At 70.4% G+C, this 13,005-nt stretch carries 8 protein-coding genes; 6 read left to right on the forward strand and 2 right to left on the reverse strand.

Annotated features, from left to right (window positions below; genetic code table 11):
* The first annotated feature begins 81 nt into the window (after positions 1-81).
* Positions 82-3,426: a phosphodiester glycosidase family protein gene (locus ACZ6DT_RS28120; protein ID WP_465601139.1), complete on the forward strand. Its 3,345-nt coding sequence runs from the start codon at positions 82-84 to the stop codon at positions 3,424-3,426.
* Between the two features lie 299 nt (positions 3,427-3,725).
* On the opposite strand, the gene ACZ6DT_RS28125 is transcribed toward ACZ6DT_RS28120, so the two are convergent.
* Positions 3,726-4,787 carry a M14 family zinc carboxypeptidase gene (locus ACZ6DT_RS28125; protein WP_465600663.1) on the reverse strand — a complete coding sequence of 354 codons (1,062 nt, stop codon included), beginning with the start codon at positions 4,785-4,787 and terminating at the stop codon, positions 3,726-3,728.
* Between the two features lie 118 nt (positions 4,788-4,905).
* On the opposite strand from ACZ6DT_RS28125, the gene ACZ6DT_RS28130 reads away from it, so the two are divergent.
* From ACZ6DT_RS28130 to ACZ6DT_RS28140, 3 genes are read left to right on the forward strand one after another with little or no spacing between them, the layout of a single operon-like run.
* Entirely contained in the window at positions 4,906-5,820 is a 915-nt protein-coding gene (locus tag ACZ6DT_RS28130; protein WP_465601142.1) for an ABC transporter ATP-binding protein, read from the forward strand.
* Positions 5,820-6,635, forward strand: a complete 816-nt coding sequence (locus ACZ6DT_RS28135) for an ABC transporter permease (RefSeq protein WP_465600666.1) — start codon at positions 5,820-5,822, stop codon at positions 6,633-6,635. The genes ACZ6DT_RS28130 and ACZ6DT_RS28135 overlap by 1 nt, the downstream gene beginning before the upstream one ends.
* 1 nt (position 6,636) lies before the next feature.
* Positions 6,637-7,464, forward strand: coding sequence for an ABC transporter permease (locus ACZ6DT_RS28140; RefSeq protein ID WP_465600669.1), 828 nt, complete (start codon positions 6,637-6,639; stop codon positions 7,462-7,464).
* Between the two features lie 7 nt (positions 7,465-7,471).
* Here ACZ6DT_RS28140 and ACZ6DT_RS28145 read toward each other — a convergent pair whose 3' ends face one another.
* On the reverse strand, positions 7,472-8,902 hold the full coding sequence (locus ACZ6DT_RS28145; protein WP_465600672.1) for a S8 family peptidase: 1,431 nt from the start codon (positions 8,900-8,902) through the stop codon (positions 7,472-7,474).
* Positions 8,903-9,449: 547 nt separating this feature from the next.
* Here ACZ6DT_RS28145 and ACZ6DT_RS28150 point away from each other — a divergent pair.
* Both ACZ6DT_RS28150 and rplU read left to right on the forward strand, forming a co-directional pair.
* Entirely contained in the window at positions 9,450-12,506 is a 3,057-nt protein-coding gene (locus ACZ6DT_RS28150; RefSeq protein ID WP_465600675.1) for a translation initiation factor IF-2 N-terminal domain-containing protein, read from the forward strand.
* Between the two features lie 169 nt (positions 12,507-12,675).
* A complete protein-coding gene (gene rplU, locus ACZ6DT_RS28155) occupies positions 12,676-12,990 on the forward strand; it encodes a 50S ribosomal protein L21 (protein WP_005158538.1) in 315 nt (104 codons plus the stop codon).
* The last annotated feature ends 15 nt before the right edge of the window (positions 12,991-13,005 follow it).

Below are 13,005 nucleotides of genomic sequence, written 5' to 3' on the forward strand. Positions count from 1 at the left end.
TCCTGGCGGCTCGGATCCGCTGTGCTGAGCAAAGCTGCCTGTCACTCGATCGTGGGGTATTCCGTGAGAAATTCACGCCTGTTGCTGCTCGCTGCCCTGCTGCCCGGATTGTTCGTCGCCGCACCGGCGCACGCCGATCCTCTGGCCGCTCCACTCGGCCCGGCGCCCGTCGAAGCCGCCCCCGCGGCCTCCTCGGCGAAGGAGGGTCCGTCCGCGTACGCCGTGGCCGCGCCCGACGACGGTCTCGTCACCACCAGCGCGACTTCTCGCGTCGCGCCGGGCCTGAGCTTGACCGAGTTCGACCGCTACGACCCGGCGGGCTGGATCCGCGGCGACACCCTCGCCGTCGACCTCACCAGCAAGACGCTCAAGCCGACGTATCTCAGCCCTGGCACGGTTTCCGCGCGGACACCGCTCTCTCAGCAGGTCTCCAGGGCCGATGCGATCGCCGGCGTGAATGGCGACTTCTTCGACATCAACGCCAGCGGCGCGCCGATCGGCGTCGGCATCGACGCCGGGAAACTCCAGACGGCACCCGCGCGCGGCCACAACCTGACCGCGTCGATCACCGAAGAAGGCAAGGCGCGGCTCGCCGAGGTGTTCCTCGACGCGTCGGTCACCCTGCCCGACGGCCGGGTCGTGCCCGCGTCGAATTTCAACAGCCCCGTGCTGAGCGGCGACGCGATCGGCGTCTACACCCCGCTGTGGGGCGCGGCTTCGCGACGGACCTCGGTCGCCGGAGCTCGGCGCGTCGTCGAGGTCGAGGTCTCCGACGGCGTCGTCACCCAGGTGCGACCGCAGCCCGCGGACGGTCCGATCGCGGCGGGCACGACGATCCTGCTGGCCCGTGACGGCGGCGTGGACACGTTGTCCGGCTTGAAGACCGGTGACAGGGTGGGCGTCGCGTACGCGCCGAAGAGCGACGCGGGCAAGCTGTCCGTCTCGATCGGCGGAAACAAGATCCTGCTGCGGGACGGCGCGATCCAGCCGGTCGACAATGTCGCGATGCACCCCCGGACCGCGGTCGGGTTCTCCGCCGACGGAACGAAGATGTGGCTCGCCACGGTCGACGGGCGCCAGGCGGACAGCCGCGGCATGACGGAACTGGAACTCGCCCGCCACCTGAAGTCGCTCGGCGCGGACGACGCCCTCAACCTCGACGGTGGCGGCTCGTCGACCATGCTCGCCCGCGAGGAGGGCGAGAAGTCGCCGCTGGTGCGCAATTCGCCGTCGGACGGCGGGGAACGCCTTGTGCCCAACGGCATCGGCGTCGCCACCGTGCCCGGAAGCGGGCGCCTGACCGGATTCTCGCCCCGTCCCGCGCAGGACACCGCCGACGCGACGCGCGTGCTCTCCGGGCTGACGCGGAAACTCGTCGCCGGAGGCCACGACGAGACCGGCGCCGCCGTCGACGGCAAGGTCCAGTGGCTCAGTACGAATCCTGTCCGCGGCACCGTGACCGGCGGCGTGTTCACCGCGCACGCCGACAGGCTCCGCCCGGACGCGCCCGCGAACGTCGACGTCTACGCGAAGCGCGGTGGTGTCATGGGCAAAGCGACGCTGAACGTCCTCGGCACACTGGTCCGCTTGGGCACGAGCACCGAACAGGTCGCGTTGTCCGGCGAAGGCGCGAAGAGCACCTTCAAGGTGTTCGGCTACGACGCCGACGGCTACGGCACGTGGATCGAGCCCGACGACGTCAAACTCGACTACGACCCCGCGGTGGTGCGGATCGAACCGTCCGGCGACGGATTCGCGGTCACCGCGCTGAAGGCTTCGGGCGCTTCGGCGATCACGGCCACCGCCGGCGGGAAGGTGACGCATCTGGCGGCGTCCGTCGGCACGGAATCCCGGGTGGCGGCATCCTTGGACGGCCCGGCGGGCTGGACCGCCAGCGTCTTCCCCGCCGTCGTCGGCGCCGCGCTTTCCGAGGCACCCGGCCGTGACGGCGGACGCGGCCTAGCACTGGATTACCGGCTGAACGGGACCAACGCCACGCGTGCCGCCTACGTCAACACGGCGGCACCGATCGCGTTGCCGCCCGGCACGCAGCGCGTCGGCCTGTGGGTCAACGGCGACGCGAAGGGCGCTTGGCTGCGGGCGGAACTCCGCGACGCCGCCAACGTCCCGTCCGTGGTGGACTTGTCGCTGAGCGTCGACTGGACGGGCTGGCGCTACGTCCGCGCGGCGATCCCGGCCGGGCTTCCCGACGGGCAGCGGCTGACGAAGTTCTACGCCGTCGAGAACGTCCCGGCCCAGCAGTACGAGGGACGGCTGGTCTTCGACGACCTCACCTTCGAGCTCGCGCCCGCGGCCGCCGTCCCCGCCGATCCGGCACCGCGTGACCCGGCGCTGATCACCGACGGCGCCGCGACCGGCGGCCTCCGCATCGCCGTGGTCAGCGACGCGCAGTTCACCGCCGATCAGCCGAACGGCCCGCTGGTCGCCCAGGCCCGGCGCGCGCTGCGGGAGGCGGTGGCGGCGAAACCGGATCTCGTGCTGATCAACGGCGACTTCGTCGACCGAGGCACGGCCGCCGACTTCGTGCTGGCGCGTTCGATCATCGACGAGGAACTGGTCGGCAAGGCACCCTGGTACTACGTTCCGGGCAACCACGAGGCCGACGGCGGGCACGGGCTCGCGGAGTTTCAGGCGGCGTTCGGGGAGACCCACCGCGTCGCCGACGTCGCCGGAATCCGCCTGGTACTGATGGATTCCTCGCGCGGTTCGCTGCGCGCGGGCGGATTCGACCAGGTCCGGATGCTGCGCGAGGCTTTGGACGGCGCGAAGACCGACAGGCGGATCCGCGGCGTGGTCGTCGCGATGCACCATCCGGTCAAGGACCCGAGCCCGGCCGGGAACTCACAACTGGCCGACCGCAAGGAAGCCGCCATGCTGACCGGCTGGCTGACCGCCTTCGAACGCGAATCGGGGAAGCAGACGGCCGCGATCGCCTCGCACGCGGGCGTTTTCCACCTGTCGCGGGTGGACGGCGTGCCGTATCTGGTGAACGGCAACTCCGGGAAGTCGCCCGCGGCGGCCCCCGGTGACGGCGGGTTCGTCGGCTGGACGATGGTCCGGTTCGAGCCGGGGGACAAGGCGCAGCCGGTGCGGTTCGAGACGCGGCCGAACGTCGACGCGCTGACGGTGTCCGGGCCCTCGTCGCTGGCCCGCGGGGAGAAGGCGGGCGTCCGGGCCGTGGTGACGCAGGGAGCGCGCCAGGTGCCGGTTTCGTATCCGGTCAGCGCGGACTGGAAGGGCGGCTGGGGCACACATGTCGCCGGGGGTTTCCTGCCCGCGATGCCGTGGGACGTCGCGTCGTTCGACCCGGCGACCGGGGTGCTGACCGCGCTGCGGCCCGGGACGGCGAGCCTTTCGGTCACCGTCAACGGGGTCACGCGGAGCTGGTCGGTCACCGTCCGCTGACGCTAGGAACGGTCCGTTCCTTGCAAATTTCGCAAGGAACGGACCGTTCCTAGCACGCGCCAGGCACTTCGCGACGTGACCGGTGTGACCAGTGGGGCGGCCGGGGCGTCGGTACAGGTGGGCGTGAGTGGCGATTCGGGCCCTGACCGGACGACACGTGCGCGGACGGGTTCCGCCGCGAGCCGTCCGTCCGATCACGCGTGTCGTCCATCCAGGCACGCGACACCGCCAACCGCACACCGCGGTAGGTACTTGACACCCCCTGGCTCTCCAACCCGAATCGCCACTCACGACACGCGTCAAGCGGCTTCGTGCTCCTCTTCGACCGTTCCCGGCAGCGCCGGACCCCGCGGCGGGATCGCCTCGGCCTCGGCCGGGTCCACCTTCCGCACGGACCCGTCGGCCGCGGACTGCGCGATCGCGAGCATCGAGGCCAGCGCGTCCTGGATCTGCTGCTGCTCCCGCTCCGGGATGAGGCTCAGTTCGATCAGCACGCTGCCGTTGCCGCGCAGCCCGTAGCCGTTGCGCGCGATGCCCTGGTAGTCGCCGCCGGGGTACTGCGAGACGTAGCCGCCGTTGCCGTCGATGGACCGCTGCACCACGACCGCGATCTGCTTCGCGAAGTCCACATCGGACGGTTTCACGCCCGGATGTGTCGGCCAGAGCGTCGAAGCGGTGATCTCCTTGCCGTCGGCGTCCCGGTACCGGCCCTGCATGTGGTAGTCGACCATGATGTCCGGCTTGAACGACGCGTTCCGCCGCTGGATCAGGCCCGCCTCGGTGGCCGGGTTGTCCTCGGGCGCGACGGCCGGGTCGTGGTAGCGGTTGATGTCGTAGCCCTTGCCCTTCTCACCGTATTCGGGAGTGGCGTCGGGGTCGTAGTTGTAGCGCCAGTCGCGCTCGTGACCGTCGGGGTTGGCGCGCACGACGATGTCGACGGTCACCTTCGACAGCAGCTTCCGCGCCCACGGGCTGTGCCCGACGCCGACCTCACGCAGGAATTCGAGCGCGGCGGGGGTGCCGAGCGGCTCGTCGCCGTGCTGCTGGGTGACGTACTGGATCCGGGTCTTGCCGTGGCCGACCCTGGCCGCCCAGACCGGACGGCCCTCGTTGCTGCGGCCGATCTTGTCCACCCGGATCTTCCCGTGGCTGAGCACGGCCAGCTTGTGCAGCTCGAAGGCCAGCTTGACGGTGGAGGGCCGCGGGTCGACGGTCCGACCGTCCACAGTGGTCACATTGGTCACAGTGGTCACATTGGTCGCTGGGGACGCGGTGGTCTCAACGGCCTGTGCGGCGGGCGCCACCAGGAGCCCGGCGCTGACAAAAACGGACAACAGGGCGATTCTGGGCTTGAGACTCATGGTCGGTGAGTATCGACGAGCCGGGGCCGTCCAACAAGGGCGCCGGTAAACCGGTCGAATTTTGTCGGTGGCAGGTCCTAGGGTGCGAACCGTGGGCGACTCAGAGCACGAACCGGCGATGGTGCAGGCGAAGGCGTTGGTCAAGCGTTTCGGCGATTTCGAGGCCGTACGCGGGATCGATGTCGAGGTCCGGCCGGGGGAGGCGTTCGGCTTCCTCGGGCCCAACGGCGCCGGCAAGTCCTCCACCATGCGGATGATCGCGAGCGTCTCCCCGCGTAGCGACGGCGACCTGCGGGTCCTCGGTATGGATCCGGACGTCGAGGGGCCGAAGATCCGCGCCCGGCTCGGGGTCGTGCCGCAGCAGGACAACCTGGACACCGAGCTCACCGTCCGGCAGAACCTGCAGATCTACGGCCGCTACTTCGGGCTCTCCCGGTCGCACGTGCGGAGCAAGGCCGAGGAGCTGATGGAGTTCGCCCAGCTCACCGACCGGGCGAACGCGGAGGTCGATTCGCTCTCCGGCGGGATGAAGCGGCGGCTGACCATCGCCCGGTCCCTGGTCAACGACCCGGAGCTGCTCCTGCTCGACGAACCGACGACGGGGCTGGACCCGCAGGCCCGCCACCTGTTGTGGGACAGGTTGTTCCGGCTCAAGGCGGGCGGGACCACGCTGATCATCACCACGCACTACATGGACGAGGCGGAGCAGCTCTGCGACAGGCTGGTCGTGATGGACAACGGCCGGATCGCCGCCGAAGGCTCGCCCGCGGATCTGATCAGCCGGTACTCCACCCGCGAGGTCGTGGAGCTGCGCTTCCCGAACGGCGAGCAGGAGGCGGCCGCGAAGCGGATCGAAGGCCTCGCCGAACGCGTCGAGGTGCTGCCGGACCGCGTCCTGCTCTACACGATGACCGGCGAGGCCGCCCTCGAACAGGCGCACGCGCGCGGGCTGCGTCCCCTGTCGAGCCTGGTCCGCCGCAGTTCGCTCGAGGACGTCTTCCTCCGCCTCACCGGCCGGACGCTGGTCGACTGATGACGACAACACGGACGAAGGCGTCGACGGGCCGCGTGGTCTCGCGCTGGGCGGGAGCCTGGTTGCGGGTCGAGGGCCATTGGATGTGGTACCGCCGGTACTGGGTGTCCACCTTGTATTCGACGGGTCTCCAGCCGGTGCTGTTCCTGGCCGCGATGGGGCTCGGGTTCGGCTCGCAGGTCCAGGCGGGCGCGGCGACGAGCGGGTTCTCGTATCTCGAGTACGTCGCCCCGGCGCTGCTCGTCGCCGGCGCGGCGCAACTGGCGGTGGGGGAGTCCAGTTATCCGGTGCTGTCGGGGTTCAAGTGGCAAAAGGACTACCTGGCCGTCACCGCCACCCCGATCACGCCGGGGCAGGTGCTCGGCAGTCAGATCATGTGGGTGAGTCTCCGGCTGACCCTGGCGGGCACGATCTACGCCGTCATCGCGACGCTCTTCGGATCCTGGACCGGCTTCGGCGTCCTCGCCGTCATCCTGATCGGGACGCTCACCGGCATCGCGTGCGGCACCCCGGTGATGGCGCTGGCCGCGACCACCTACGACGAGGGCACCCGATTCGGCCTGGTGTTCCGGTTCGTCCTGATCCCGATGACGTTGTTCTCCGGCACGTTCTTCCCGATCTCGCAGCTGCCGGATCCGCTGATGTGGATCGCCTGGATCTCCCCGCTGTGGCACGGCAACGAGGCGGCGAGGGCGGTCAGCCTCGGCACCGTCGGCCCGCTCGCCACCCTGGGCCACCTCGCCTTCCTGGTGGTGCTGGCCGGGGCGGGCTGGGCGCTGGCGCACAAGTACTTCTACCGACGGCTGGTGGTCTGAAATGGCAGTGCTCACCGAAGAGCCGCGGCGCGGGGTGCTGCTGCGCGTCCTGCCGTCCGCGCTGTACAGCGGCCGGTCGACGGCGGTGCTGGAGCGCACCTTCCTGACGTATTCACACGCCTGGATGCTGTTCGTGTCCGGCGTCTTCGAGCCGCTGTTCTACCTGATGGCCTTCCAGCTGGGCTTCGGCAAACTCGTCGGCGAGGTCGTCGGGCCCGGCGGGCAGGCGATGAGCTACGTCGCTTTCGTCGCGCCCGGCCTGCTCGCGGCGTCGGCGATGAACGGCGCGATCCTCGACTCGACGTACAACCTGTTCTTCAAGCTGAAGTACGCCAAGCTGTACGACGCCATGCTCGCCACCCCGATCGGGCCGCTGGACATCGCCCTCGGCGAGGTCGGCTGGTCGGTACTGCGCGGCGGGATCTACTCGGCGACCTTCCTCGGCGTGATGACCGTGATGGGACTGCCCGGGTCGTGGTGGGCCCTGCTGATGATCCCGGCGGCGCTGCTGATCGCGATGGCGTTCTCGGCCATCGGCATCGTGCTGGTGACCTTCCTGCGGTCGGTCTCGCAGTTCGACTACATCAACCTCGTGCTGATGCCGCTGTTCCTGTTCTCCACGACGTTCTACCCGCTGTCGGTCTACCCCGCCGGGATCCAGTGGATCGTGCAGATCTTCCCGCTGTACCACGGGATCGAGCTGATGCGCGGCCTCTCGGTCGGCGTCCTGTCGTGGAGCATGGCCGGGAACGTGGCGTATCTGCTGGCGCTGGCGGCCGTCGGGATCTACGCGTCTTCGAAGCGGTTCGGCAAGCTCCTGCTGCGCTGACCGACGCTCACTGGGCCGGGTTCGAGCTGGACCGCCGCGGCGCCACCGCGGCCGGCGCGTCGACCATGCCGTGCCCGTAGAAGCCGTTGAACCCCGCGTACCCGGTGCAGTACGCGTCCTGCGAGCCGTCACCGGTCAGGTCGTAGTCGGCGGGACACGCGATCGGGGTGGCCTGGCCGTTCAGCGTCCGCCTCAGCTGGCGGGCGCCGTAACCGGGGTGTTCCGAAGCGAGCAACGCCGCGACACCGGCGACGTGCGGCGCCGCCATCGACGTCCCGCACAGCGGGGCGTACCCGCCGGGAACGGTCGAAAGCACACACCGCCCGGCCTCGCCGCCGGGAGCGGTCACGTCGATCACGCCCAGCCCGTACGAACTGTAGCCGGCCTTGACCCGCTCTTCGCTCACCGACGACACCGCGACGACGTCACGCAGGCCGGCGGGCAGGGCTTGGCAGCCTCTGGCCGGGGTCCGCGCACCTGAGTGCGGCGAGGACACCAGCTCGACGGCTTCGTTGGTCGCCGCCGCGACATTGAGCGTGCCTGCCGAGGTCGCGTACTCGACGACGCGGGCCATGACCTCGTTCACCACGCCCCGTCGATCGTCGTGGGCGCACGAGAGCGACCACGGATCGACGAAGTAGCTGCTGTTCGTCACCGCCATGCGCTGTGAGGCTGCCCACATCAGCCCGCAGACGGCGGCCTCCGGATCGGCGTACCCGCGATCGTCGATCACCTTCACCGAGGCGAGGCGCACGCCGGGCGCCACCCCGGTGACGCCTTTGCCGTCGTCGGCCGCCGCGATGATCCCCGCGACGTGGGTGCCGTGCGCCGACGTCGTCGCGGCCCAGCTCCGGTCGGGCGCGCCGGTCAGGCAGCCCGCGGACTTGCCGGGATCGAGGGCGCCCGCAAGTTCGGGATGGGTGGGGTCGACGCCGGAATCGAGGACGCCGACGACGACGTTCCGGCTGCCCCGCTGCCGCTCGCGAGCCTTGTCGGCGCCGATCGCACGCATGTCCCATTGCTCGCCGGTGCGGTCCGCGGAAGGCACCTTCGCCGGATCCGTCGGTTCGAGTTCGGCGCGCGCGGGCGCGGATCTGGCCGGTGACGTGCCGCTGGCCCGCTGCACGGCCAGCCGTTCCGCCTGCGCGCTGAACGCGGCGGCGGGCCGGACCAGTTCGGCGAAGTCCTGGTCGGCCGAGGTCGCCACGGCCACCGCGATCTGCGGGTAGTAGATCGTCGTGCTGCCGCAGCCGCCGGTGACGGCCGCCCTGGCCTCGGCGTCGGAGGTGCCGCGGTCGAAGGCGACGACGTAACGCAGCGCCCGTCCCTGGGGATGACACGATGGCTCCGCCTCGGCCGTCGCGACAGCGGCGACCGAGCCGCAGAGCACCACGAAGGAGCACACGGCCGCTCGCAGGGGCCGCCCCAGCAGGGACACCGGACCTCCCACCGGAGAACATCGGACGACGAGGGTCACCGCGGCCTGGGCTGGCCTGGACTGGGCCGGGCATCGGTACCCCCGAGCGGCACGGTAGCCACCCTCGGCCGGGTCGACAAGTTCTCCCGCGAAGTTCCCTCGGCCGGTGGTCGCGGCGCGCCCGGAAGCCGGCTCTGTGGCACCGAGTACACCGGAGTGGGGCCGGGGTGTGGGATACTCGCGGTGGCCGCTGGCCGACGGGCCCACGTGAGAGGTGGCGCTCGCGGTCTGGTGGCCCGGTGGTGTGCTGCACATCCTCCACACGCGTCGCCGCTGTATGCGGCTCGACGACGTGGCGGGCGGCCCGATGTCGCGAACGTGGCCAGCGCTCCGCCGAGCAGACCTTCAGCCGTATGCGGCGCCCGGACATTCCGGCGTGCCGTCGCGGTGCCGGGCAAGGATTCCCGCTGCTGGTGACCACCACGGCGGAACGAACAGAAAGGGGCCCCTGCGCGGCCGCGTCGAGCCGGTGTGAGCCAGCCGACGCGCCCGGGGGCGGAGGAGATATATGTCGAACGCGGACACACCCGCCGTCACCGGCGGGAATACCGCCACACCCATCGCAGCCCAGCTGGGCGAACTGCCTCCCCGGATCCGGGTGCACGCGTTGGCGAAGCTGCTGGGGTCCAACAGCCGGGAACTGATGGCCAAGCTCGGTGAGCTCGGCGAGACCGTCCGGAGCGCGCAGTCCAGCGTCACTCGCGAGGTGGCGTTCAAGCTCGCCGAAACCCTCGCCGGTGGAGACGAGCCCGAGGCGGCCCCGGTCGCCGAGACTCCTGCCGCCGAGGCACCCGTCGCCGAGACCCCTGCGGCTCCCGAACCCGAGGCGAAGCCCGAGGCCGAGCCGGAGCCCGCTCCGCAGGTGGAGGCCTCTTCGCGGCGTGTTCCGCCCGCGCTGGCCGCCCCGGTGACCCCCGAGCCGCCGCAGACGACGACCCGGCGGTCGAAGGCCGCCGTGCACGTCCCGGTGTTCGCCGCGCCGTCGCCGGTGTTCCTGCCGCCGGAGCCCGTCGCGGTGAAGCCGGCCCGCAAGCCGGAGCCGGCCTTCACCGAAGAGACGGTCTCCGACGAGGACGAAACGCAGAACGAGCAGGCCGAGGGGCACGGCACCGACGAGGACGGTGACGACGCCAACGGCCGTCGCCGCCGTCGTCGCGGACGTCGTGGCCGCGGCCGTGGCAAGGGCGGCGACGAGAACTCGGCCGAATCCGAGAACGAGGACGAGCAGCCCGAAGCCCCGCGCGGCCGTCAGCAGCGCGCGAAGGACAAGGAGAAGGACGCCGAAGCCGAAGAGGTCGCGGCCGAGAACGCCGAGGAGGCGTCCGCCGACTCCGATTCGGACAACGAGGCCGATTCCGACAACGGCAGCAAGCGCCGCCGTCGCCGTCGCCGCCGCAAGGGCGGGGATGACGACGCCACCGAGGCCACCAGCGACGACCCGCCCAACACGGTCGTCCACGTGCGCCAGGCCAAGGCCGCCGAGACCGAGCGTCCCGCCAGGGACGAGGTCCGCAGCGTGCGCGGCTCCACCCGGCTCGAGGCCAAGCGCCAGCGCCGCCGGGACGGCCGCGAGGCGGGCCGCCGTCGTGCGCCGATCCTGTCCGAGGCCGAGTTCCTCGCCCGCCGCGAGTCGGTCGAGCGCACCATGGTCGTCGCCGAGAAGGGCGAGTCCACGCAGATCGGTGTGCTCGAGGACGGTGTCCTGTGCGAGCACTTCGTGACCTCGTCGGGCACCGGTTCGATCGTCGGCAACGTGTACCTCGGCCGCGTGCAGAACGTGCTGCCGTCGATGGAGGCCGCCTTCATCGACATCGGCCGCGGCCGCAACGCCGTGCTCTACGCCGGTGAGGTCGACTGGGACGCCGCCGGTCTCGAGGGCAAGGCCCGCAAGATCGAGCAGGCGCTCTCCACCGGCGACTCCGTGCTGGTCCAGGTCACCAAGGACCCGGTCGGGCACAAGGGTGCCCGGCTGACCACGCAGATCTCGCTGCCGGGCCGCTTCCTGGTGTACGTGCCCGCGGGCGGTGCCACCGGTATCTCCCGGAAGCTCCCGGAGAACGAGCGCCGCCGCCTGAAGGACATCCTCAAGCGCATCGTCCCCGAGGACGCCGGTGTGATCATCCGCACCGCGTCCGAGGGCATCGCCGAGGAGGAACTGGACCGTGACGTCCGCCGCCTCAAGGCGCAGTGGGACGTCATCAAGGAGAAGGCCGAAGTCGGCAACGGCGGCAAGAAGAACAGTGCCCCGGTCATGCTCTACGAAGAGCCGGACCTGCTGGTCAAGGTCGTGCGTGACCTGTTCACCGAAGACTTCGCCAAGCTGGAGATCCAGGGTGACAAGGCCTGGAACACCATCTACGAGTACGTGCAGCACGTGGCGCCGGATCTGGCCGACCGGGTCAAGCGGTACACGGGCACCGGTTCGGCCTTCGCCGACCACCGGATCGACGAGCAGATCACCAAGGCGCTGGACCGCAAGGTCTGGCTGCCCTCGGGTGGCTACCTGGTCATCGACCGCACCGAGGCGATGACGGTCATCGACGTCAATACCGGCAAGTTCACCGGATCGGGTGGAAACCTCGAGGAGACGGTGACCAGGAACAACCTGGAGTCGGCGGAGGAGATCGTCCGCCAGCTCCGGCTCCGGGACATCGGCGGCATCATCGTCATCGACTTCATCGACATGGTGCTCGAATCGAACCGTGACCTGGTGCTGCGCCGCCTGACCGAATGCCTCGGCCGTGACCGCACCCGTCACCAGGTCGCCGAGGTCACCTCGCTCGGCCTGGTGCAGATGACCCGCAAGAAGATCGGCACCGGTCTGATCGAGGCGTTCTCGACGCCGTGCGAGCACTGCAAGGGCCGCGGGGTGGTCGTCTCGACCGAACCGCAGCGCATCGCCGGCGGTGGCAACGGTCACAGCCACGGCGGGAGCGGCGGCGGCAGTGGCAGTGGCGGTGGCGGCAAGGAGCAGGGCTCCCGCCGGTCGCGCGGTCGCGGCAAGGGCGAAGACCAGGGACAGAACGAGCCCGCGGCGGTCAAGACCGAGGCTCCGCAGGGCTCCGGCCAGCGCGAGTCGGTGGTTTCGGCGGTCCAAGCCGTGGCCAACGCCGCCAAGGCGGCCAAGGGTGAGCATCCGCACGAGGTCACCGAGAACGCCGAGGGCGCCGCGCTCAACGGCCACGCCCCGCAGGAGACGGCGAAGGAGGCTGAGGGGTCTATCGCCGAAGCGACCGTCGAACAGGCGGCCGAGGCGGCCGCTGAGCCGGTCTCGGAGCCGATCACCGCGCCGCCCGCGACCGAGCTCGCCGGTGAACCGGTGACGACTCCGGACGACGAGGCTCCGGCCGCGCGGGACGAAGAGTTCGCCGTCGTCGGGGAATCGGGCCCTGAGCCCGAAGCTCCCGAGGTTCCGGTGACTCCTGAGAACGTTGTGACACCAGAGGTTTCCGAACCCGAGGTGGACGTCCCGGCCCCGGCAGGGCGCACCACCGCCCGCCGCCGTCCGCGACGGGCGGCCTCCCGGCCGGCCGGTCCCCCGGTCGAGGCGTCGGAAAAGAGCTAGTGAACACCTAGGGGCACCCCGGTGTGATCGCACCGGGGAGCCCCACGTAACCTGTAGAACGGCCCGCCACCTAGAGCGGGCACCTTGCGCAGCATCTGGACCACCGAGACTTTCTTGATGGGCAGATCACGCAAGCCCCCACCCGTTGTCGAGTAAGCAGGAGACTTCCGTGTCGGCGTACGCGATCGTCAAGACTGGCGGCAAGCAGTACAAGGTGGCCGTCGGCGACGTCGTCGAGGTCGAGAAGCTCGAAGGCGAGCCGGGTACCGAGCACACCTTCCCCGCAGTCCTTTTTGTGGACGGTGGCGACGTCACCACGGACGCCGACGCGCTGGCGAAGGTCTCGGTCACCGGCAAGGTCGTCGAGCAGACCAAGGGTCCGAAGATCCGGATCCACAAGTTCAAGAACAAGACCGGCTACCACAAGCGCCAGGGTCACCGGCAGAAGCTGACCCGCGTCGAGGTCACCGGCATCTCCAAGTAGGACTTTCTCCGGATC

Source organism: Amycolatopsis sp. NPDC041971 (assembly GCF_055588925.1).

Coding starts and splice junctions, on each gene's coding strand:
- ACZ6DT_RS28125 (WP_465600663.1), bottom strand. CDS start 4,787: ATGAGTCTCAAGCCCAGAATCGCCCTGTTGTCCGTTTTTGTCAGCGCC.
- ACZ6DT_RS28150 (WP_465600675.1), top strand. CDS start 9,450: ATGTCGAACGCGGACACACCCGCCGTCACCGGCGGGAATACCGCCACA.
- ACZ6DT_RS28135 (WP_465600666.1), top strand. CDS start 5,820: ATGACGACAACACGGACGAAGGCGTCGACGGGCCGCGTGGTCTCGCGC.
- ACZ6DT_RS28130 (WP_465601142.1), top strand. CDS start 4,906: ATGGTGCAGGCGAAGGCGTTGGTCAAGCGTTTCGGCGATTTCGAGGCC.
- ACZ6DT_RS28140 (WP_465600669.1), top strand. CDS start 6,637: ATGGCAGTGCTCACCGAAGAGCCGCGGCGCGGGGTGCTGCTGCGCGTC.